24 protein-coding genes and 1 pseudogene are annotated in these 20,297 nt (G+C 61.7%); 4 read left to right on the top strand and 21 right to left on the bottom strand.

What is annotated here, in order from left to right; translation table 11 throughout:
• Nucleotides 1–5 precede the first annotated feature (5 nt).
• The 17 genes and pseudogenes from nuoK to FEV53_RS08420 form a co-directional block, all read right to left on the bottom strand.
• A complete protein-coding gene (nuoK, locus tag FEV53_RS08500; RefSeq protein WP_142834391.1) occupies nt 6–311 on the bottom strand; it encodes an NADH-quinone oxidoreductase subunit NuoK in 306 nt (101 codons plus the stop codon).
• Between the two features lie 94 nt (nt 312–405).
• Nucleotides 406–1,023, bottom strand: a complete 618-nt coding sequence (locus FEV53_RS08495) for an NADH-quinone oxidoreductase subunit J (protein ID WP_142834390.1) — start codon at nt 1,021–1,023, stop codon at nt 406–408.
• A gap of 29 nt (nt 1,024–1,052) precedes the next feature.
• Nucleotides 1,053–1,547 (bottom strand): NADH-quinone oxidoreductase subunit NuoI, encoded by a 495-nt coding sequence (gene nuoI / locus FEV53_RS08490; protein ID WP_142834389.1) that lies wholly within the window; start codon nt 1,545–1,547, stop codon nt 1,053–1,055.
• Nucleotides 1,548–1,550: 3 nt separating this feature from the next.
• A complete protein-coding gene (gene nuoH, locus FEV53_RS08485) occupies nt 1,551–2,588 on the bottom strand; it encodes an NADH-quinone oxidoreductase subunit NuoH (protein WP_142834388.1) in 1,038 nt (345 codons plus the stop codon).
• Nucleotides 2,589–2,730: 142 nt separating this feature from the next.
• Nucleotides 2,731–4,740, bottom strand: coding sequence for an NADH-quinone oxidoreductase subunit NuoG (gene nuoG / locus FEV53_RS08480; RefSeq protein ID WP_142834387.1), 2,010 nt, complete (start codon nt 4,738–4,740; stop codon nt 2,731–2,733).
• Nucleotides 4,741–4,866: 126 nt separating this feature from the next.
• Nucleotides 4,867–5,262: a hypothetical protein gene (locus FEV53_RS08475; RefSeq protein ID WP_142834386.1), complete on the bottom strand. Its 396-nt coding sequence runs from the start codon at nt 5,260–5,262 to the stop codon at nt 4,867–4,869.
• 2 nt (nt 5,263–5,264) lie between these two features.
• A complete protein-coding gene (locus FEV53_RS08470; protein WP_142834385.1) occupies nt 5,265–5,675 on the bottom strand; it encodes a DUF5333 domain-containing protein in 411 nt (136 codons plus the stop codon).
• 178 nt (nt 5,676–5,853) lie between these two features.
• Nucleotides 5,854–6,210 (bottom strand): hypothetical protein, encoded by a 357-nt coding sequence (locus tag FEV53_RS08465; RefSeq protein WP_142834384.1) that lies wholly within the window; start codon nt 6,208–6,210, stop codon nt 5,854–5,856.
• Nucleotides 6,211–6,294: 84 nt separating this feature from the next.
• Nucleotides 6,295–7,575, bottom strand: a complete 1,281-nt coding sequence (nuoF, locus tag FEV53_RS08460; RefSeq protein WP_142834383.1) for an NADH-quinone oxidoreductase subunit NuoF — start codon at nt 7,573–7,575, stop codon at nt 6,295–6,297.
• Nucleotides 7,576–7,608: 33 nt separating this feature from the next.
• Nucleotides 7,609–7,827, bottom strand: coding sequence for a DUF5337 domain-containing protein (locus tag FEV53_RS08455; RefSeq protein ID WP_142834382.1), 219 nt, complete (start codon nt 7,825–7,827; stop codon nt 7,609–7,611).
• Nucleotides 7,828–7,881: 54 nt separating this feature from the next.
• Complete coding sequence (locus FEV53_RS22040) at nt 7,882–8,781, bottom strand: endonuclease (RefSeq protein ID WP_342778290.1); 900 nt, start codon at nt 8,779–8,781, stop codon at nt 7,882–7,884.
• 198 nt (nt 8,782–8,979) lie between these two features.
• A pseudogene (nuoE, locus tag FEV53_RS08445) lies at nt 8,980–9,711 on the bottom strand (NADH-quinone oxidoreductase subunit NuoE); the annotation flags it as partial.
• A 93-nt stretch (nt 9,712–9,804) separates the two neighbouring features.
• Nucleotides 9,805–10,125, bottom strand: a complete 321-nt coding sequence (locus tag FEV53_RS08440) for a hypothetical protein (RefSeq protein WP_142834380.1) — start codon at nt 10,123–10,125, stop codon at nt 9,805–9,807.
• Nucleotides 10,122–11,333 (bottom strand): NADH-quinone oxidoreductase subunit D, encoded by a 1,212-nt coding sequence (locus tag FEV53_RS08435; protein ID WP_142834379.1) that lies wholly within the window; start codon nt 11,331–11,333, stop codon nt 10,122–10,124. Before FEV53_RS08435 ends, FEV53_RS08440 begins: the two co-directional genes overlap by 4 nt.
• A 76-nt stretch (nt 11,334–11,409) precedes the next feature.
• On the bottom strand, nt 11,410–12,024 hold the full coding sequence (locus tag FEV53_RS08430) for an NADH-quinone oxidoreductase subunit C (RefSeq protein WP_142834378.1): 615 nt from the start codon (nt 12,022–12,024) through the stop codon (nt 11,410–11,412).
• 12 nt (nt 12,025–12,036) lie between these two features.
• Nucleotides 12,037–12,585 (bottom strand): NuoB/complex I 20 kDa subunit family protein, encoded by a 549-nt coding sequence (locus FEV53_RS08425; RefSeq protein WP_142834377.1) that lies wholly within the window; start codon nt 12,583–12,585, stop codon nt 12,037–12,039.
• 65 nt (nt 12,586–12,650) lie between these two features.
• Nucleotides 12,651–13,016, bottom strand: coding sequence for an NADH-quinone oxidoreductase subunit A (locus tag FEV53_RS08420; RefSeq protein ID WP_142834376.1), 366 nt, complete (start codon nt 13,014–13,016; stop codon nt 12,651–12,653).
• 193 nt (nt 13,017–13,209) lie between these two features.
• On the opposite strand from FEV53_RS08420, the gene FEV53_RS08415 reads away from it, so the two are divergent.
• Entirely contained in the window at nt 13,210–13,584 is a 375-nt protein-coding gene (locus tag FEV53_RS08415) for a SpoIIAA family protein (protein WP_142834375.1), read from the top strand.
• 7 nt (nt 13,585–13,591) lie between these two features.
• On the opposite strand, the gene FEV53_RS08410 is transcribed toward FEV53_RS08415, so the two are convergent.
• The 4 genes from FEV53_RS08410 to FEV53_RS08395 form a co-directional block, all read right to left on the bottom strand.
• Nucleotides 13,592–14,200 carry a LysE family translocator gene (locus tag FEV53_RS08410; protein WP_142834374.1) on the bottom strand — a complete coding sequence of 203 codons (609 nt, stop codon included), beginning with the start codon at nt 14,198–14,200 and terminating at the stop codon, nt 13,592–13,594.
• Nucleotides 14,201–14,239: 39 nt separating this feature from the next.
• A complete protein-coding gene (locus FEV53_RS08405) occupies nt 14,240–14,521 on the bottom strand; it encodes a hypothetical protein (RefSeq protein WP_142834373.1) in 282 nt (93 codons plus the stop codon).
• Entirely contained in the window at nt 14,518–15,681 is a 1,164-nt protein-coding gene (locus FEV53_RS08400) for an acyl-CoA dehydrogenase family protein (protein ID WP_142834372.1), read from the bottom strand. Before FEV53_RS08400 ends, FEV53_RS08405 begins: the two co-directional genes overlap by 4 nt.
• Before the next feature lie 84 nt (nt 15,682–15,765).
• The gene (locus tag FEV53_RS08395) at nt 15,766–16,428 is read right to left on the bottom strand and encodes an HAD-IA family hydrolase (protein ID WP_142834371.1); all 663 of its coding nucleotides are present in this window, start codon (nt 16,426–16,428) and stop codon (nt 15,766–15,768) included.
• Between the two features lie 100 nt (nt 16,429–16,528).
• Here FEV53_RS08395 and glmU point away from each other — a divergent pair, with 100 nt between their 5' ends.
• The 3 genes from glmU to FEV53_RS08375 all read left to right on the top strand — a co-directional run.
• Nucleotides 16,529–17,878 (top strand): bifunctional UDP-N-acetylglucosamine diphosphorylase/glucosamine-1-phosphate N-acetyltransferase GlmU, encoded by a 1,350-nt coding sequence (glmU, locus tag FEV53_RS08390; RefSeq protein ID WP_142834370.1) that lies wholly within the window; start codon nt 16,529–16,531, stop codon nt 17,876–17,878.
• Entirely contained in the window at nt 17,878–19,689 is a 1,812-nt protein-coding gene (gene glmS, locus FEV53_RS08385) for a glutamine--fructose-6-phosphate transaminase (isomerizing) (RefSeq protein WP_142834369.1), read from the top strand. Before glmU ends, glmS begins: the two co-directional genes overlap by 1 nt.
• A 373-nt stretch (nt 19,690–20,062) precedes the next feature.
• The coding region (locus FEV53_RS08375; RefSeq protein ID WP_142834367.1) for a transposase at nt 20,063–20,297 on the top strand (235 nt) is incomplete at its 3' end.

Here is a 20,297-nt window from a genome sequence, read left to right as displayed (position 1 = left end):
AGGTCTCAGCCCTTCATCACGTTGACGTCTTCCACGGCGATCGTGCCGCGGTTGCGGAAGAAGCAGACGAGGATCGCCAGACCGATGGCCGCCTCAGCCGCCGCGACGGTCAGGATGAACAGGGTGAATACCTGCCCCACGAGATCGCCCAGATGGGTCGAGAAAGCTACCATGTTGATATTGACCGCCAGCAGCATCAGCTCGATCGACATCAAAATGATGATGACGTTCTTACGGTTCAGGAAGATACCGAAGATGCCGATCACAAAAAGGATGGCGGCAACGGTCAGGTAATGCTCCAGTTCGATCATCTCTGTCCCTCGACTTCGTCCCGGCCCGGCTCACCCGGTCCTGACGACATTTTGTCAGCGGCCCGCTTCCGGGCGGGCGCGCCCTCGTTATTTCTCAGCCGCGCAGGCCCTGCCCCGGCTTTACGTCCTTGAGCTCCATGGCTTTAGCGGGATCGCGGAGGATCTGCTCGACAATGTCTTGACGCTTGACGTCGGCCCGGTGGCGCAGTGTCAGCACGATAGCGCCAACCATAGCGACCAGAAGGATCAGGCCGGCAAGCTGGAACAGGAGCAGATAGCGATCATAGATCAGCTGCCCGATAGCCTGCGTGTTCGAGCCTTCGAAATCGGCAGCTGCTGCGGCAACGTTGCCCTCGGCCACATCAGAGATCTGCCAGACGCCCAAAGCGATACCAAGCTGCATCAGGATCACCACGCCGATCAGAAAGGCGATGGGCAGATAGCGCGACATCTCCGCCCGCAACTCCGCGAAATCCACGTCGAGCATCATGACCACAAACAGGAACAGCACCGCGACCGCGCCCACATAGACGATGATCAGCAGCATGGCGACGAATTCGGCGCCCATGGTCACGAAGAGCCCCGCCGCCGACAGGAAGGCAAGGATCAGCCACAGCACCGAATGCACCGGGTTGCGCGCGATCACCGTGAACAGGCCACCAGCGAGGGTGAGCACGGCGAAAAGGTAAAAGGCTAGATAGATGGGCGTCATGGCTATCCTCGGTCTCCCCGGGCCGCTCCTCAGCGATAAGGTGCGTCGATCTCGATGTTGCGGGCGATTTCGGCTTCCCACCGCTCGCCGTTCTCAAGGAGCTTTTGCTTGTCGTAAAAGAGCTCTTCACGCGTTTCCGTGGCGAACTCAAAATTCGGGCCTTCGACGATCGCATCGACCGGGCAGGCTTCCTGACAGAAGCCGCAATAGATACATTTCGTCATGTCGATGTCGTAGCGCGTGGTCCGCCGCGACCCGTCCGCACGCGGCTCGGCGTCAATGGTGATCGCCTGCGCCGGACAAATGGCCTCGCAGAGCTTGCAGGCAATACAGCGCTCTTCGCCGTTGGGATAGCGACGCAAGGCGTGCTCGCCGCGAAACCGCGGGCTGATCGGACCTTTTTCGTGCGGATAGTTCACTGTCGCCTTCGGTGCGAAGAAGTACTTCATCCCCAGTCGGAAGCCCTTCCAGATGTCGAAGAGCAGCCAGTAGCGGCCAGCGCGGACGTAATCGAAGTTGCTCATCAATCAGCCTCCCACAGCCCAGCGCGCATAGGCGCCGCCGAACAGTTCGAAATGGGCAAGGAACGACACCAGCACGACCCAGATCAGGCTGAAGGGCAGGAAGACTTTCCAACCCAGCCGCATCAGCTGGTCGTAGCGGTAACGGGGGACGATGGCCTTCACCATGGAGAACAGGAAGAAGAAAAACGCCATCTTACCGACCATCCACAGAGCACCGTCGGGGATGCCAGGGATTGGCGACAGCCAGCCACCGAAGAACAGGAGCGAGTTCATCGCGCACAGAAGGAAGATCGCTACGTATTCGCTGGCCATGTACAAAAGGAACGGCGTCGAGCTGTATTCCACCTGATAACCCGCGACGAGCTCGGATTCCGCTTCGGGCAGGTCAAAGGGCGGGCGGTTCGTCTCAGCAAGGCACGAAATGAAGAACAGGAACACCATCGGGAAGTGCGGCAGCCAGTACCAGTTGAACAAGCCCAGGTTACCGTCTTGCGCCATCACGATATCGGTCAGGTTCAGTGACCCCGTCGAAATGATGATGCCGATGATGATCAGACCCAGCGACACTTCGTAGGAGATCATCTGCGCGGCGGAGCGGAGCGATCCGAGGAACGGATATTTCGAGTTCGACGCCCAGCCGCCCATGATGACGCCGTAGACTTCGAGCGAGGAGACCGCGAAAACAAAGAGGATCGCCACGTTAATATCGGCGAGGACCCAGCTTTCGTTGAACGGGATCACCGCCCAGGCGACCAGCGCTAGGCAGAAGGAAATCAGCGGCGCCATGAGGAAGACCGGACGATCGACCCCGGCGGGCACGATGATTTCTTTCACCATGTATTTCAGCGCGTCGGCGATGAGCTGCAGCAGACCAAAGACCCCGACCACGTTCGGGCCGCGGCGCATCTGGACGGCGGCCCAAATCTTGCGGTCGCCGTAGACGAGGAACACCACGCTGATCATCACGAAGCCGACAACGAGCAAGGCTTGCGCGGCGACGATCAGGCTGATTCCGAGAGGGGTAGAGAAGAATCCGTCCATGAAGTGGTCCCTGGCTCAATCGCGTGACTGTGGCGGAGCGCATCTCGGCAAGACACGCGGTCGCCGCTTGTTAAACTCATCTGCGTCCGGAGCGCCACCCTCTTGACCCCAGTTTGGGCAAAGAAGATGGTCCCCGGTCCCATTACTCGGCTGCGATGGGCGCGGCCTTGCGCTCTTTCGCGTTCCGGCTGAGCTCTGCCATGAGCGGACTCGCTCGGCAAATCGGGTTGACCAGATAGTGATCGCCCGTGCTGCCCTCGAACGCCGTGTCGCTCAGATCGCCTTTTTCAAGCGTCTCCAGAGTGTTCTCAGCCACGACGTCGATCTGCTTGAGCTGCGGAGCGCCCTCCCAGAGCCGCTGGCGCAGGGCGCTCAGCGAATCGTAAGGCAGCGTCGCCCCCAACTCGGCGGACAGCGCCCGCAGGATCGCCCAGTTCTCCTTGGCTTCACCCGGTGCGAAATTGGCTCGCAGGGCAAGCTGCGGGCGACCTTCGAGATTCACGAACAGCCCCTGCTCTTCGGTGTAGCAGGCCGCTGGCAGGATGATGTCGGCACGATGCGCACCACGATCACCGTGGGACCCCTGATAAACGACGAACGCACCATCGGGCAGGTCAATCTCGTCCACGCCCAGCGCGTAGATCACCTCGGCCCCCTCAAGCGCGGCCTCAAGCCCACCTTCGGTGACGGCACCCAGATCCATGGCCCCGACGCGAGAGGCGGCGGTGTGCAGAATCAGATGGCCACCCGGATGCGCGGCAGAGATCTCGGCCACTCGGACCAGCACGCCAGCACCGTCTGCGTGGCTCAGCGCGGCCTGACCGACGATGATCACGGTCGCCCCGTCGATCTCCGGCAGGTCCAGCACGCCAAGATCGGCGGGGCTGGTGCCCAGATGGGCGTATTCATAGGTCAGGTCGGCGGCCTCACCGATCACAGCCACATCGGCACCACGGCTCCAGGCCTTGCGGATGCGGGAGTTCAGCACGGGCGCCTCGCTGCGGGGGTTGGCCCCGACGATCAGGATCCGCTCGGCGGTTTCAATATCCTCGATGCACGCCGTGCCAGCATAAGCGCCACGATTGCCGGCGGGCAGTGCTTCACCACCCAGACGACATTCCACGCGACCGCCCTGCCCTTCGATCAATTCTTTAAGAGCAAAGATCGCCTCAGCGGGAGCTAGATCGCCCACCAGACCGGCGACGGTTTTGCCTTTCAAGGCAGAGGCAGCAGCGCCAAGCGCCTCGGACCAACCGGCGGGACGCAGCTTGCCATTCTCACGGATATAGGGGCGGTCGAGGCGCTGGCGCTTCAGCCCATCCCAGATGAAGCGGGAGCGGTCCGCGAGCCATTCCTCGTTCACGCCGTCATGGTTGCGCGGCATGATCCGCTTGACCTCACGGCCCTTGGTATCGACCCGGATATTCGAGCCGAGCGCGTCGATCACGTCGATGGTCTCAGTCTTGGTCAGCTCCCACGGCCGAGCGGTGAATGCGTAAGGCTTTGAGGTCAACGCACCAACCGGGCAGAGGTCGATGATGTTGCCCTGCATTTCCGAATCAAGAGTCTGGCCCAGGTAGGACGTGATCTCCGAATCTTCGCCGCGTCCGGTCTGGCCCAGTTCGGGCATGCCTGCGACCTCGGTGATGAACCGCACGCAGCGGGTGCAGGAAATGCATCGGGTCATGGTGGTGCTGACCAACGGGCCGAGATCCATGTTGGTCGAGGCGCGCTTCGGCTCGCGGAAGCGGGAGAAATCCACGCCATAAGCCATGGCCTGATCCTGCAAATCACACTCGCCGCCCTGATCGCAGATCGGGCAATCGAGCGGGTGGTTGATCAGCAGAAACTCCATCACGCCCTCGCGGGCTTTCTTCACCATGGGAGACTTTGTTTTGATCTCCGGCGGTTCGCCGTTGCGGCCCGGACGCAGATCCTTGACCTGCATGGCACAGGACGCTGCGGGCTTCGGCGGACCACCGACGACCTCCACGAGACACATCCGGCAGTTGCCGGCGATGGACAAGCGCTCGTGATAGCAGAAGCGCGGGATCTCGATATCGGCGACCTGCTCGCAGGCTTGCAGAAGGGTCATGGCCGGATCGACTTCGATCTCCTGGCCGTCAACGATGATCTTGCGCAGATCGCTCATGGGCACGTCTCCAAGATAGTCCGGAAGGCGTGCCCGTGGCTGGGGACGCCCTTGGACAGCGTCCTAACCCGGATCAGCGGCGGCGAAAACCGCTTCTTAGACGTTTACTGCGATTTGTCGCGCAGATTATTTGCACGCTCCGGCAAATTCCCACGCTTCGATATCCGATTCGGCATAACGTGCGGTCGAGCTGAGGTGAGCCACGACCTGCTCACCCTGCTGGCGCCCACAGTGCACGGCAGCGGCGTAGCCCGCTTGCTCCAATGCCTGCTCGTAGGGCGCCGCATTGGGGCGGACATAGACGAAGAAACCGCCCTTGCTGCCGGTGACGACCTTGGTCGAGCTGGGGATATAGGGCGGGATGTAACCCGGACGGTGGACGGGAACCGGCGGGACCGGGCAGAGGTTGAGCCGATCTTCGGGATAGCAGGGCTTGGCCGCGCCCTTTGTTACACCGGGTGCACCACCTGCAAACGCAGGGGCCGCCGCAAGGGCCACGCAGGCCGCCAGAACGAATTTCATATTCAATTCCCTTTCAAGAAGCTACCGGCCCGAGTTCCTCGGGCGATTTCCTCGCGACCCACCTTGCAATACCCGGCCGCATTGCCCGGCGTCGCCCCACGCGCGGCCAGGTCGCGCGCGATTTCAGCCTCCAGCGCAGACCGCGCAGCTTTGTTATCGGTCAAAGCATCCACGTCCGCTTCGGTATACCCGGAATTGAGGGCCCACCGCTCAAGAGATTTGATGAAGGTGTAGGCGCGGACCAGCCGCGGCTGGATCTGCGGGCAATTCCGCCGGATCTGATCCGCCAGACCAATCGCGTAAAAGCTGTCCCGGACCCTTGGGTGCTGGTCCAGAGGCGTCTGCGCCGCACTGGCGCCCGCGACACCACTGGTCAGAGTGATACACGCAATCAACAGAACCTTCACATTCATCTTATTTCCTCACGGGCTAGGCCGTGTCTCCAAAACACAGGTCGGCGCGGATATGCGACCCGCACCTGGGCCGAGACAGCATGGTCTCATGTGGTTAAGCAATAACACGGGCAGAAGTTTCATCTGCCGTGCCACATTTCACCGGTCGTGATCGAAAGCCCCGGATCGGGCCGCCGCATCAGCGTCCGACGCAGGTGCCAGAGTAGACATCGCGCCCGCGACCGTCCGGCTGCGCAATCCAGCGTGCGGGATCCCCCGGAACGGCATTCCAGCGGATTGCCGAATTTCCAAAGCCAATGAGGCAGTGGCGGGTTGCGTGGAACCGCACAGTATCACGAACAGCCTCCAGAGGTGCGCCCCGCGACGCCACCACAACGTCAAAACTGCGCGCGCCACGGGGGGCGGTGATCCGGGCGGAATAGGGAAGCCGGGTCTCCGGCACCATTCGGTCAAACAGACCGATTCGTGGGATTGGGACCCGGCCACAAGCCGCCACAGTCACCGCGAGAAGAACGAACAGAATCACATGTCGCACTGGGTCACCTCGCCTCAATGTCGTCGTGAGCACACCGCGCACCGGAGCGCGGCGCGCGGTGGCAAGTCTCCAGAGCAGGCCGCCTCACTCAGCGGCGATGGCGCGCTTCTGACGGACGCGGTCCTCAATCTCGTCGCGGAAGTGGCGAATCAGACCTTGAATCGGCCAGGCCGCCGCGTCGCCCAAAGCGCAGATCGTGTGGCCTTCGACCTGCTTGGTCACGTCGAGCAGCATGTCGATCTCTTCGATCTCCGCCTCTCCTTTGACCAGACGGTCCATGACTCGCATCATCCAGCCGGTACCTTCGCGGCAGGGGGTGCACTGGCCGCAACTCTCGTGCTTGTAAAACTTCGACAGACGCCAGATGGCTTTGATCATGTCGGTGGAGTTGTCCATCACGATCACCGCGGCAGTGCCGAGGCCCGACTGGTGCTCGCGCAGCCAGTCAAAGTCCATGATCCCTTCGCGAATCGTTTTGCCGGGCAGGCAGGGCACGGAGGACCCGCCCGGAATCACCGCCTTGAGATTGTCCCAGCCGCCACGGATGCCACCACAATGTTTCTCGATCAGCTCTTCGAACGGGATCGACATGGCCTCTTCGACCACACAGGGTTTATTCACATGCCCGGAAATCGCAAACAGCTTCGTGCCCGCATTGTTCTCGCGCCCGAAAGAGCTGAACCAAGAGGCACCGCGCCGAAGGATGGTGGGCACAACCGCGATTGATTCGACGTTGTTCACCGTCGTTGGGCACCCATAGAGACCCGCGCCCGCTGGGAAGGGCGGCTTCATGCGAGGCATCCCCTTCTTGCCCTCGAGGCTCTCGATCAGCGCGGTTTCCTCACCGCAGATATAGGCGCCAGCGCCATGGGCCAGATAAAGGTCAAAGTCCCAGCCGGAGCCGGCTGCGTTTTTGCCAAGCAAACCATCATCGTAGGCTGCATCGATCGCGGCCTGCAGGGCTTCGCGCTCGCGGATGTATTCGCCGCGAATATAGATGTAGCAGGCATGGGCGTTCATGGCGAAGGAGGCGATCAGGCAGCCTTCGATCAGCGTATGCGGATCGTGGCGCATGATTTCCCGGTCCTTGCAGGTGCCCGGCTCCGACTCATCAGCGTTGACCACGAGATAAGACGGGCGGCCATCGGACTCCTTCGGCATGAAGGACCATTTCAGCCCGGTGGGAAAGCCTGCCCCTCCACGACCGCGCAGACCCGAATCCTTCATCTCCTGAACGATCCAGTCGCGCCCCTTCTTGATGATATCTGCGGTGCCGTCCCAATGGCCCCGGGCCTTTGCCCCGGCCAGAGAACGGTCACGCATACCGTAGAGGTTCGTAAAGATGCGGTCCTTGTCGTCGAGCATGGTGCCTCGCCTCGGTCTGTAAGATGCGCCTTCTTAGCGCTGATTACGCCGCTTTTGCCAGATACGAAAGGTCGCGACCAGTGCCCAGACAAAAGCGATGAGCGCCGCGGCATCGGCGACGTAGACCAGCTGCCCCGGCAACCCCAGCGACGCCCCAATAAGCTGGATCGCCATCCAGATGATCATCGTCATCGCCATAACCACACCAATATTGCGGGCCTGGCGGGCAATTTTCAGATCATCATCGCTCATCTGGTCGTATTCTGCTGGGGTTGGGACGGTGAAACTCACCGCCCCTCTAACGCATCATTGGCGACGGGAGAACTCCGTTTCGCCACCTGCGGCGAGGATCTTCGCCTGCGCGACCCAATCGTCGCGGCTGACGCGTCCTTTGAAACCCTCAAGATTGTGGTCAACCCAAGCCACTTCGCTGTCGCTCCAGGAGGCGACCTGATCGAAATGGTAGAATCCGAGGCGGTGCAAGAGCTGCTCCAGCTTCGGTCCCACCCCCTTGATCAACTTCAGGTCGTCCGGTCCACCTTCGCGGGCGGCTGTCAGACGCTCGGGTTCGACGCCGCGCTCCTCTTCGGCAACCTCAGCACTGTCGTCGGCGTTCTCCTGCGCGACATGCGTCTCAGCGGGGGCGTCAGACAGGAAGGGCTGCGGGGCCATAACGGTTTCTGCGACTGGCTCAGCGGCAACGGCCGATTTGATTTCCCCAGAGTCGGCTGTACCAACATCGGCATCGGCATCACTCTGCACGGTAGCGGCATCACGGGCCGCGATCTCAGCCTCGTCCGCCGTGGTCTCGGATGCCACCGCTCCGTCGGACGAAGCCTCGGCCGCCGGCTCAGGATCCGCTGCGCCATGTCCAGCATCGTCCGAACCAGCATCCGCGTGGGTCGCCGCGACGACGGCTGCACCACCCGCACTGCCCGGCGTAACACCTGCGGTGCCGGGTTCCCGCGTCACATCTCGAATCGGACCGTCGGTTCTGGGCGAAAGGTCCGGCGCCACCCGTTCTGGACTCTTATGAAATCCAAGAAACAGGAAAATCGCGACTGCAGCGCCGATCACGATAGCCAGAAATGCGGCCGGCGAGACGTTAAATCCGCCCAAGCTCAGCAAGGCCACGAAGGCCACGAAAGCGATGCCGCCGGCAATCGCGCCGATCAGCAGAAACGAATTTGGTGTTTGTTTCGTCATAGTTGGTATCCCTGTTGTCGACACGCTTACAGGCGCACGCTCAACAGGAAATCTAGAACGCAATATCGCGTTTGTCTCCCCTCGATGCGGATTATTGCGCAAACTGAGGAAAGAAGGCCGCAATCCTGTCGGATGCGGCCCGGATCTGTCCCGAAAAGATCAGGCCTTGTTGGCGGGAACAAGGCGCGAGCGGTCGACTGCCTCCGGCGGGCGCGCCCCGTCGTGGTCGGGTTTGTTCCACGGTGCCAGCAGCGGCACTTCAGTGCCGTCGATGCGCTTGACCGTGTCACCAATGCGCACCGCGAGATCGACCGACGCGTTGTGATCGCTCACATGATCGCCATCAAGGCTGGTTAGACCACCGGCAGGCTCGGACGAAAATCGGCCCTGCGCGGAGCCCGGCTGAGGGACCTTGCCAGCAGCCAGATCTTCGAGGATCTGCGCGAAACTCTCGGCGGTCAGGTCTTCGTAATAATCCTTACCGATCTGCGCCATGGGAGCGTTGGCACAGGCCCCCAGGCACTCGACCTCTTCCCATGTGAACTTGCCATCTTCCGACAGCTGGAACGGGTTGGGAGCGATCTTGTCCTGACACACGCCGATCAGGTCCTCAGCACCACAGATCATGCACGAGGTGGTACCGCAAATCTGCACATGAGCCACGGAGCCGGTGGGCTGCAATTGGAACATGAAGTAGAAGGTCGCCACTTCGAGCGCGCGGATATAGGCCATGCCCAGCATATCCGCGACATATTCGATCGCCGGACGGGTCAGCCAGCCCTCTTGCTCCTGCGCTCTCCACAGCAGCGCGATGATCGCAGAGGCCTGACGCCCCTCGGGATATTTGGTGATCTGAGCCTCGGCCCACTTCCGGTTCTCGGGCGTGAACTCGAAACTGTCAGGCTGTTCGGGGTGCAAACGGCGAAGCATGGCGGGCCTCTCTCGGACAAAGTCTGCCGTCACCTAGCGAAAGCGGCGGCGAAAGGGAAGTGCGGTCTCCGGCAATTGAGAGCGTCTTTAGGCTCAGGATGCCGCACAGCGACCAGCATTCGAGAAAATGAGTGGCCGTCCATCTGTTCCCGCCCCGCGACGTAGCACGCCCTGCTCTATAAGATCATCTGTATAGGCTCTCGCCAAAACCGAATTTGGTATATCGTCCGCCTGACCTTCATTGAGCGTTCTCACATTTGTCGCGGCGAACGCTGGCGGGTTCTCCGGATCGAAGCTGCAACCTTGAGCTTCGATAGCTGCAAGGAACCTGCCTTGATCACTAAACTGGTTCGGCTCGGTACGGATGTTACACGCCACAAGAGCCAAGAGGCCCAGGAAAATAACATATTTCATCGGTCGATCTCTCCGAACACCACGTCGAGCGTGCCGATGATGGCGGAGACGTCGGCGAGCTGGTGGCCCTTGGCGATGTGGTCGATGGCTTGAAGGTGCAGATAGCCCGGTGCGCGGAGTTTCGCGCGATAGGGTTTATTCGAGCCGTCGGAAACCATGTAGACGCCGAACTCGCCCTTGGGCGCCTCGACGGCGGCGTAGACCTCGCCGGCGGGGACGTGGAAGCCTTCGGTGTAGAGCTTGAAGTGGTGAATCAGCGCTTCCATCGAGGTCTTCATATCACCGCGGGTCGGCGGGCTGAGTTTGCCCCGATGCATCACCGGGCCGGGCTCGGCGCGGAGCTTTTCGATGGCCTGCTTCATGATATGAATCGATTCGCGCATCTCTTGCATCCGGCAGAGATAACGGTCGTAGCAGTCGCCATTCTTGCCAATGGGGATCTGGAACTCGAACTCGTCGTAGCATTCGTAGGGCTGAGCGCGGCGCAGATCCCAGGCGAAGCCAGAGCCACGCACCATCACGCCGGAGAAGCCCCAATCCTCGATGATCTTCTGATCGACGATGCCGATATCTACATTGCGCTGCTTGAAGATCCGGTTGTCGGTCAACAGCCCGTCAATGTCATCCAGCACCTGCGGGAAACTATCGCACCACTCGTCGATCTGATCGATCAGCTTGGGAGTCAGGTCCTGATGAACCCCACCGGGGCGGAAGTAGTTTGCGTGGAGACGCGCGCCACAGGCGGCTTCGTAGAACACCATGAGCTTCTCGCGCTCTTCGAAGCCCCAAAGCGGCGGTGTCAAAGCGCCCACGTCCATGGCCTGAGTTGTGACGTTCAGCAGGTGGTTCAAAATCCGGCCCATCTCGCAGAACAGCACGCGAATAAGCTGGCCGCGGCGAGGCACCTCGATATCGCAGAGCTTTTCGATGGCCATACACCAGGCGTGCTCCTGATTCATCGGCGCCACGTAGTCGAGGCGGTCGAGATAGGGCAGGTTCTGGAGATAAGTGCGGCTCTCCATCAGCTTTTCTGTGCCGCGATGGAGCAGACCGATATGGGGGTCGCAGCGCTCGACGATTTCCCCGTCCAGCTCCAGCACCATCCGCAAAACACCATGAGCCGCGGGGTGCTGCGGGCCAAAGTTGATGTTAAAGTTGCGGATCTGCTGCTCGTCGGTACGAGCGTCGTCGAATTGTGTGTCCTTCATCTCGCGATCCCTATTCCAGTCAGACCGTTGTCTGAGGATCCAAACTCATATGCGCAGCGCACCGGCCGCACGCCTGTCAGCCCGCGTCCTTCGCCGACTTCTCGTCGCCCGGCAGGATGTACTCCGCGCCTTCCCACGGGCTCATGAAGTCAAACTGACGGTATTCCTGAACGAGGCTCACGGGCTCGTAGACCACGCGCTTGACGGCTTCGTCGTAGCGGACCTCGACATAGCCGGTGGTGGGGAAATCCTTGCGCAGCGGATGGCCGCGGAACCCGTAATCCGTGAGGATCCGCCGCAGATCATCGTGGCCGGAGAACAGGATGCCGAACATGTCGAACACCTCACGCTCGAACCAGCCCGCCGAGGGATGAATCTTGCTGATCGAGGCGACCATCTCCTCCTCGCGCACCTGTGCTTTGAGACGGATCCGCTGGTTCTGCCACATGGACAGGAAGTGATAGACCACGTCGAACCGGGCGTCCCGGGCCGGGTGATCGATCGCGGTAATGTCCACGAGGGACGTGAATTGCATGGATGGATCGGTGCGCAGGTACTCGACAAAGGCCGGTATCGAGGCCAGCGCCACGTGCACCGTCAGCTCGCCAAAGGCAGTCTCGGTCGAGAGCACGCAGTCGGGGCGCGTGGTCTTGATCTGCTCAGCCAGCTCCATGAGGGCGGTATCGGACATGAGCTTCCTTCCTCAGCGAACAATAGTGCCGGTGCGGCGGATCTTACGCTGCAACTGGAGAATACCATAGAGCAGCGCTTCTGCGGTCGGGGGGCAGCCAGGCACATAAATGTCCACCGGCACGATCCGGTCGCAGCCGCGCACGACGGAATAGCTGTAGTGGTAGTAGCCGCCGCCATTGGCGCAGGAGCCCATGGAGATAACGTAGCGCGGCTCGGGCATCTGGTCGTATACCTTGCGAAGGGCCGGGGCCATCTTGTTGGTCAGCGTGCCAGCAACGATCATCACATCCGACTGGCGCGGCGTGGCGCGCGGTGCGATGCCGAACCGTTCCGCATCATAGCGCGGCATTGAGGTATGCATCATTTCGACGGCGCAGCAGGCCAGACCAAAAGTCATCCAGTGCAGCGAGCCGGTCCGCGCCCAGTTCACCAGATCCTCTGCCTTGGTCAGCAGGAACCCACGGTCGTTCAGCTCCTTGTTCAGAAGCTGCGTGGCGTGTTCACGGTCGGGTCCGGCAGAGATGGCGCCTGCGGGGCTCGCTCCGGGGGTGACTGACATGGGATGTCCTCTCAAAAAGACCTTGGCGCGGGTGGGATCGGGTGATTGTCAACGGGACGTGACCGTCACTCCCACTCAAGCGCGCCCTTTTTCCATTCATAGGCAAAACCGACGGTCAGCACCGTCAGGAAAACCATCATCGACCAGAACGCCGCATCCGTCATCCCCGAGAAGGTCGTCGCCCACGGGAAGAGAAAAGCGATTTCGAGGTCAAAGATGATAAACAAGATCGACACGAGGTAGAACCGCACGTCGAACTTCATCCGCGCGTCATCAAAGGCATTGAATCCGCACTCATAGGTCGAGACCTTTTCGGCGTCGGGATTGTGCACTGCGAGGATCGCGGCGGCGAGGATCAGCACCAGACCCAGCGCCAGAGCGATTCCCAGAAGGATGAGAATCGGCAGGTACTCTCTCAACATTCCGTCCACAGCGCATCTCCTCGTCGCACGGGCATTTGGCCCTGACCTAAATCCCCACGCGCGGAGGGTCAACGGCTGATGGGCGCTGCGGGGCGATTCGACGCCCCCGGCGCATTGCAGCACCCCTCTCCTGCCCCCACATCTGAGAGAGGCGAGGTGCAGACCTGCCCTCGGCTCCTGAACCAGTAAAAGGGGTGCCCCCATGTTTACCATTACGAGGCCCGCCTCGAACCGCGTTGATATCAGCGTCACAGGCCCGATTGATTCCGCCACCATGCGTCGCGCGCTGGACGAGCTGATCGCGGCCTCTGATGGCGTCACGCATGGGCAGATGCTCTACACGATCCCCGAGATGGTCTGGCCGTCGATCGGCGCCATCGGCGTAGAGTTCGCCCATATGCCGAAACTCTTCGGTCTGTTGCGCAGCTTCGACCGTTGCGCGGTGCTGAGCGACACCGGCTGGATCAAGACCATCGCCGAGGTCGAGGGCGCCATCCTGCCCGGTCTCGCCATCAAGGGCTTCACCCTGTCCGAGAGAGCTGAAGCCGAGGTGTGGCTCTCTGGCGGATCCGCCTGACCGCCGGTCAGTCCGACAGAGCCAGCCGAAGTCCCAGAAAGCCAAACGCACCGGCGAAAGCGCCCTTGACCCAAGCCATCACACCCGGACGCGAGATCACGTAGTCGCGCGCCAGAGCCGCAAAGGCTCCGTAGACCACGAAAACCGCAAAGGTCATGACCATGAAGACACCGGCCAGCACGATCAGTTGAGCCGTGGCCGCCTCTGACTCTGCCGGGATGAATTGCGGCAGGAAGGCTAGGAAAAACAGCGAGAGTTTCGGGTTCAGAACGTTGATCAATGTGCCGGTTATGGCGATCTTCGTCAGACTCCGCGGTGCGCTGTCCTCGGACACGCTCAGGGCGCCGCCCTCTCTCAGAAGACCCCAAGCCATGTAAAACAGATACGCGACGCCCAAATATTTCAGCACCTGGAAAGCCAGCGCGCTCGTATGCAGCAACGCCGCGAGGCCGATGATGCTCGCCAAAGCCGCCGGAACGATTCCCAGAGTGCAACCAAACGCCGCCGCGACGCTCGCCCGAAATCCACGACCTAGCCCTACGGCAAGCGTGTAGAGCACCCCCGTCCCCGGCAGCAAAACAACCACCAGAGAGGTCAGGAGGAATTCTGGGGACATGGGGGGAATCCTTTATTTTGAGACGGCATTCTGCGCACCTCAGGTTTCGTCAGCGCGCTCTATAACCGCCCCGTTTGCGTCAAGAGAGTAGCGGACGGGCTCGGCTCCACTCGTCTGTGTGCAGGTCACCAGAAGCCAAACCTCTCCTTGTCCCGGCACGGCGACACAGTCTTCGGGCCGCGCTCCGGGATGGGTTTGCGCGTATGACGCGGCCACGCGAGCAATGGCCACGCTCGCATCGGGCTCTTGCGACAGACCGGCGCGCAAGCCCATCACCCCGGCAACGAGGCACAACAGCGCGACCGGCAGCCAGCGGATCACGACATCCCGGCCATGAGTTCCCGCCCGATCAGCATCCGGCGAATCTCTGACGTCCCCGCGCCGATCTCCATCAGCTTGGCGTCGCGGAAAAGACGCGAGACCACGCTGTCATTCATAAAGCCCGCGCCGCCCATCGCCTGCACGGCCTGATGAGCAACGGTCATCGCTTCCTCCGAGGCGTAAAGCACACAAGCCGCCGCGTCCTGCCGCGTCACCTCGCCCCGGTCGCAGGCCTTGGCGACCTCGTAGGCATAGGCGCGGGCACTGTTCATTTTGGTATAGATGTCAGCGATCTTGCCCTGCATGAGCTGGAACGACCCGATGGGCTTACCAAACTGCTTGCGCTGGGAAAGGTACGGCATGATCTCGTCCAGACAGGCGGCCATGATCCCCAGCCCGATCCCCGACAACACCACGCGTTCGTAATCGAGCCCGGACATCAGCACGGCGACCCCCTGCCCCTCCGCCCCAAGAACGTTCTCGAACGGCACCTCCACATCCTCGAAGATCAGCTCTGCCGTATTCGAGCCGCGCATTCCGAGCTTGTCGAAATGGGACGACGTCGTGAAACCAGTCATGGTCTTCTCGATCAAAAACGCCGTGATTCCCTTTGCACCCGCCACTGGGTCGGTTTTGCCATACACCACCAGTGTGTCGGCGTCCGGGCCGTTGGTGATCCAGTATTTCGTTCCGTTCAGCCGGTACTGATCGTTACGCTTTTCGGCGCGCAGGGACATGGCGACCACGTCGGATCCCGCTCCGGCCTCGGACATGGCCAGCGCGCCCACATGGCTCCCGCTGATCAATCCCGGCAGGTAGCGCTGTTGCTGCTCCGGCGTGCCATTCAGGGCGATCTGGTTCACGCAGAGATTGGAATGGGCGCCATAGCTCAGCGAAACGCTGGCGGAGGCACGGGCGATCTCCTCGACCGCGACCACATGGGCCAGATAGCCCATCCCCGCACCACCAAGCTCTTCGGGAACGGTAATACCGAGGAGGCCGAGCGCCCCCATTTCCGGCCAGAGGTCTGCGGGGAAGTGATTCTCCAGATCAATCTGCGCCGCGCGCGGCTTCAGGCTGTCCTGCGCCCAGCGATGAACCGTCTCGCGCAGAGCGTTCACGTCCTCGCCCAGATCGAACTTCATGGATTGCAAGAACATGGACTGCCCCCCTTCGCCATTGTGGCTATGGTGGCGGTTTGCGCGGTGAAATCAATCCGTCATTCGCCGCAGGCGCCGAAAACGTCAGGGCATTAAGCGCGCGACCAGCTCGGGCAAGGCGGCGTAGTGATCCAGCACAGCATCCGGCGCCAGATCCCGCACCGCATCCCCCGTCGGGCCAAAGCCCACCATGACCACCGGCACACCGGCTGCCCGCGCCGTGTCCACGTCCGTCACCGTATCACCGATCAGGATCGCCTGCGCCGGATCCCCGCCAGCGCGGCGCACCGATTCCCGAAGCGGCTCCGGGTCCGGTTTGCGCACCGGCATTGTGTCTGCCCCGACCAGCGCCGGAAACAAATCGGCCCGGCCCAGTTCAGCCATCAGTTTCAGAGCCAGCCCCTCGGGTTTATTGGTGCAGATAGCGGTGCGGTAGCCCTGTCGCATCAACTCTTCGACCGCTTCCCATGCGCCGGGATAAGGACGTGAGTGGACCGCAATCGCCGCGTCGTAATAGGCGAGCAGACGCGGATAGTCTTCCTCCACCTCCGCCGCACCCGGCCCCTCGACGCGCGCAAATCCGGCGGTCAACATGGCCCGCCCACCACGAAAGGCGATGGGACTGTCTGCCACCGGATCCAGCAGATCGCCGAACCCGCGCGACTGAAAGCACGCATTCGCCGCAGCAATCAGATCTGCCGCCGTGTCCACGAGCGTTCCGTCCAGATCGAAAACAACCGTCGCCATGCCCACTCCCTCTTGTAACGCGATGCAACACCCGGTGAGCGCCCTCGCTTGCCTCTTTCAGCGCTTTGGGTAGAACGGCGGCAACCGGAAGGAAAGCTCTATGCCCACTCATCTTATTGTTCTGGCTGCAGGCCAGGGCACCCGTATGCAGTCGGACCTGCCCAAGGTACTGCACGAGGTCGGACAGGCCCCGCTGTTTGTTCACGCGTTGGCATCTGGCGACGAGCTTGAAGAGGGTCGCCGCGTGCTGGTTGTCGGCCATGGGGCGGAAGCCGTGCGCAAATCCGCGCTGGACCATGACCCTGAAATAACCGTGGCTGTTCAGGAAACCCAAGAGGGCACCGCCCATGCCGTCGCGCAGGCCCGCGCGGCGCTGGAGGGGGCCAGTGGGACTGCCTTCGTGCTCTATGGTGACACGCCGTTTATCCGGCCCGAGACCCTCGCCCGCATGGCGGAGGCGCGAAAGGCCGGGGCGGCGGTGGTCGTACTGGGTTTTGAGGCCCGCGATCCGGGGCGCTACGGGCGGCTGGTGATGGAGGGCGAGAGCCTCCTGAGGATCGTCGAATACAAGGATGCGTCGGATGGAGAGCGCGCCATTACCCTCTGCAATTCAGGCGTGATCTGCGCCGATGTGGAATTGCTTTTTGAGTTGATCGACGCGGTCGGCAATGACAATGCCAGCGGCGAATATTACCTCACAGATATCATCGGCATCGCCCGGGATCGGGGATTGGACTGCACCGCCGTGACCTGTGACGAGGCCGAGACCATGGGTGTGAACTCCCGCCTCGATCTGGCTGAGGCTGAGCGGGTCTTCCAATCGCGCCGCCGACAGGATGCGCTGGAGACCGGGGTCACGCTGGTCGCGCCCGAGACGGTATTCTTCGCACAGGATACGGTTCTCGGCCGCGATGCGGTGATTGAGCCAAACGTGGTCTTCGGGCCCGGTGTCACGGTGGAGAGCCATGCCCGCATTCGCGCTTTTTCCCATGTCGAAGGTGCCCATGTGGGCGCCCGCGCGGTGGTCGGTCCCTATGCGCGTCTTCGCCCCGGCGCCGAGCTCGGCAACGACTCGCGGGTGGGCAATTTCTGTGAGGTGAAGGCTGCCGAGATCGGCGAAGGAGCCAAGGTCAACCACCTGACCTATATCGGCGACGCCTCGGTGGGCGCGGGCTCGAACATTGGAGCAGGCACGATCACCTGCAACTATGACGGGTATTTCAAGCACCGCACCGAGATCGGCGAAAATGCCTTTATCGGCTCTTCCACGATGTTGGTTGCGCCGGTGCGGATCGGAAATGGCGCCCTGACGGGCTCAGGCTCAGTGATCACCTCCGATGTGCCAGACGGCGCTCTGGCGCTCGGACGCGCCCGGCAGGAGGTGAAACCCGGCCTCGCCACGAAACTCATGGCCCGCCTTCGCGCGGCCAAGGAAAAGGTTAAATCGTAATGTGCGGCATTGTTGGCATTCTGGGCACCCATCAGGTGTCCCCAATCATCCTCGAAGCGCTCCGGCGGCTGGAATATCGTGGCTATGACAGCGCGGGCATCGCTACGATCCATGACGGCCATCTGGACCGTCGTCGCGCCACGGGCAAGCTGATCAACCTGTCAGATCACCTCGTGCATGACCCTCTGCCCGGCACCTCCGGCATCGGCCACACCCGCTGGGCAACCCATGGCAAGCCCACCGTCACAAACGCCCACCCCCACCGCGCGGGTCCGGTGGCCGTTGTCCATAACGGGATCATCGAGAATTTCGCCGAGCTGAGGGAAGAATTGCGCGGGCAGAATTATGGCGCCGAAAGTGATACCGACACCGAAACGGTCGCGCTGCTTTGCCAGATGAATCTGGATCGTGGCATGTCGCCCGAGGACGCGGTACAGGCGACGCTGAACCGGCTCGACGGCGCCTTTGCGCTGGCCTTCCTGTTCGAGGGAGAGAACGACCTGATGATCGCGGCGCGGCGCGGCTCCCCGCTGGCCATCGCCCATGACGGGACGCAGGCTTTCGTGGGCTCCGACGCGATCGCGCTGGCGCCCCTGTGCGACCGTCTGATGTATCTCGACGAGGGCGATTGGGCGGTCCTGACCCGCGACAGCTACCGTATCCGCAACGCCGATGGCGCTGAGGTCACCCGGCCGATGGTCCGCATTGCCGAAACCGCCGGCCGGGTCGAAAAAGGCGGCCACAAGCACTGGATGTCCAAAGAGATCCACGAGCAGCCCGCCGTTCTCGACGCTTCCCTGAGCCATTATCTGGCCGATGGCCTGACCGAAGGCCCCCTCTCGGAGATCGATCTGTCCGGCGTTCGACGGGTGGTGATGGTCGCCTGCGGGACGGCCTATTACGCGTGCCACGTGGCGAAATACTGGATCGAGCAGCTCGCCCGGATTCCTGTCGAGATCGACGTGGCATCGGAATATCGCTATCGCGAACCTCCGATCGAAGATGGAACACTGGCGATCTTTGTCAGCCAGTCCGGCGAAACGGCAGACACGCTCGCTGCGCTCCGCTATTGCAAAAATCAGGCTCGGACGCTCGCGGTGGTCAACGTGCCAACGTCGTCAATCGCGCGCGAAGCCGACGCGGCGCTCCCGATCCTCGCCGGCGCTGAAATTGGTGTTGCCTCGACAAAGGCTTTCACCTGCCAACTCGCAGTTCTTGCCTGTGTAGCTCTGAAAGCCGCTGCGGATAAGAATCGTCTGGGCCCGGAGCAAATCACCGCCGAGGGTGAGGCTCTGCGACGCTTGCCCGCGCTGATTTCCACGGCGCTCCGTGGAGAGCACGATCTGGAAGCCCTCTCCCGCAACCTGTCCGAAGCTACGGATATCCTCTTCCTAGGTCGGGGCGCGATGTATCCCCTCGCTCTCGAAGGGGCCCTGAAGCTCAAGGAAATCAGCTATATCCATGCTGAGGGTTATGCCTCGGGCGAGCTCAAGCACGGTCCCATCGCCCTGATCGACGAGAGCGTACCAGTCATCGTATTTGCACCTTCAGACGCCTTGTTCGGCAAGACCGTGTCGAACATGCAGGAAGTCATGGCGCGCGGTGGTCGGGTTGTTCTGGTCTCCGACCGCGAGGGTCTGGCGGGGCAGTCCGAGGTCTGGGCGAAGGTCGAAATGCCCCACGCTCCCGATCTCTGGGCGCCGCTTCTCTACGCAGTCCCGGCCCAGTTGCTGGCCTATCATACGGCCATTGCCAAGGGCACCGACGTGGACCAGCCGCGCAACCTGGCAAAATCCGTAACCGTGGAGTGACTCATCACCAAAGGGCTTAGCTTGTGTGAAGTAGGAATGAAGTTTGCGCACGAGCAATAAAGTTTGCACCTAGGTAATAAAGTTCGCACCTGAACGCCCTTCATGGTAAACTTCTTGGGAGTAATTTTGCCAAGTTATTTGCCATGTCTTCTCGCTACAGATTTGACGAAGCGAAGATCGCGCGCTTCCGCAAGGAGGGCCGCGGTGAGGGATTTGGTGCCTATTACACGCCTTGGCTGATGGTTCGGGATGTGCCGTCGCGGGGTCGGTCTCATCGTATCTCGGGTGTAGTGACCGGGCGCGTGCATCAGAGGTGGTCGCGGGATTTCGGACCGGGTGCTAATCTGTAGTGTCTGAGGAAGAACGCACAGAAATGACGAAACGGAAACGCTATTCGGCAGAGTTCAAGGCGAAGGTGGCTTTGGAAGCCATCCGCGAGGAGCTGACGACGGCCGAGCTGGCCAAGAAGTATGACATCCACCCTACCATGATCAGCGGCTGGAAACGGACCGCGATTGAGAACATGGCACAGGCCTTCACCGGCCAGGCGACCGCGGAGCCGACGATATCGGCGGCAGAGGTCGGAAAGCTGCACGCCAAAATCGGGC

It is taken from the genome of Palleronia caenipelagi, from assembly GCF_007004065.1.
In the GTDB taxonomy this organism is placed as follows: domain Bacteria; phylum Pseudomonadota; class Alphaproteobacteria; order Rhodobacterales; family Rhodobacteraceae; genus Palleronia; species Palleronia caenipelagi.
Note: the sequence above shows the minus strand (reverse complement) of the source record. Positions and strands in the feature narration are given on the sequence as shown.

Excerpts from the sequence above, each read along its gene's own strand:
- nuoK (WP_142834391.1), bottom strand. The coding sequence starts at position 311 with ATGATCGAACTGGAGCATTACCTGACCGTTGCCGCCATCCTTTTTGTG.
- FEV53_RS08495 (WP_142834390.1), bottom strand. The coding sequence starts at position 1,023 with ATGACGCCCATCTATCTAGCCTTTTACCTTTTCGCCGTGCTCACCCTC.
- nuoI (WP_142834389.1), bottom strand. The coding sequence starts at position 1,547 with ATGAGCAACTTCGATTACGTCCGCGCTGGCCGCTACTGGCTGCTCTTC.
- nuoH (WP_142834388.1), bottom strand. The coding sequence starts at position 2,588 with ATGGACGGATTCTTCTCTACCCCTCTCGGAATCAGCCTGATCGTCGCC.
- nuoG (WP_142834387.1), bottom strand. The coding sequence starts at position 4,740 with ATGAGCGATCTGCGCAAGATCATCGTTGACGGCCAGGAGATCGAAGTC.
- FEV53_RS08475 (WP_142834386.1), bottom strand. The coding sequence starts at position 5,262 with ATGAAATTCGTTCTGGCGGCCTGCGTGGCCCTTGCGGCGGCCCCTGCG.
- FEV53_RS08470 (WP_142834385.1), bottom strand. The coding sequence starts at position 5,675 with ATGAATGTGAAGGTTCTGTTGATTGCGTGTATCACTCTGACCAGTGGT.
- nuoF (WP_142834383.1), bottom strand. The coding sequence starts at position 7,575 with ATGCTCGACGACAAGGACCGCATCTTTACGAACCTCTACGGTATGCGT.
- FEV53_RS08455 (WP_142834382.1), bottom strand. The coding sequence starts at position 7,827 with ATGAGCGATGATGATCTGAAAATTGCCCGCCAGGCCCGCAATATTGGT.
- FEV53_RS22040 (WP_342778290.1), bottom strand. The coding sequence starts at position 8,781 with ATGACGAAACAAACACCAAATTCGTTTCTGCTGATCGGCGCGATTGCC.
- FEV53_RS08440 (WP_142834380.1), bottom strand. The coding sequence starts at position 10,125 with ATGAAATATGTTATTTTCCTGGGCCTCTTGGCTCTTGTGGCGTGTAAC.
- FEV53_RS08435 (WP_142834379.1), bottom strand. The coding sequence starts at position 11,333 with ATGAAGGACACACAATTCGACGACGCTCGTACCGACGAGCAGCAGATC.
- FEV53_RS08430 (WP_142834378.1), bottom strand. The coding sequence starts at position 12,024 with ATGTCCGATACCGCCCTCATGGAGCTGGCTGAGCAGATCAAGACCACG.
- FEV53_RS08425 (WP_142834377.1), bottom strand. The coding sequence starts at position 12,585 with ATGTCAGTCACCCCCGGAGCGAGCCCCGCAGGCGCCATCTCTGCCGGA.
- FEV53_RS08415 (WP_142834375.1), top strand. The coding sequence starts at position 13,210 with ATGTTTACCATTACGAGGCCCGCCTCGAACCGCGTTGATATCAGCGTC.
- FEV53_RS08410 (WP_142834374.1), bottom strand. The coding sequence starts at position 14,200 with ATGTCCCCAGAATTCCTCCTGACCTCTCTGGTGGTTGTTTTGCTGCCG.
- FEV53_RS08400 (WP_142834372.1), bottom strand. The coding sequence starts at position 15,681 with ATGTTCTTGCAATCCATGAAGTTCGATCTGGGCGAGGACGTGAACGCT.
- FEV53_RS08395 (WP_142834371.1), bottom strand. The coding sequence starts at position 16,428 with ATGGCGACGGTTGTTTTCGATCTGGACGGAACGCTCGTGGACACGGCG.
- glmU (WP_142834370.1), top strand. The coding sequence starts at position 16,529 with ATGCCCACTCATCTTATTGTTCTGGCTGCAGGCCAGGGCACCCGTATG.
- glmS (WP_142834369.1), top strand. The coding sequence starts at position 17,878 with ATGTGCGGCATTGTTGGCATTCTGGGCACCCATCAGGTGTCCCCAATC.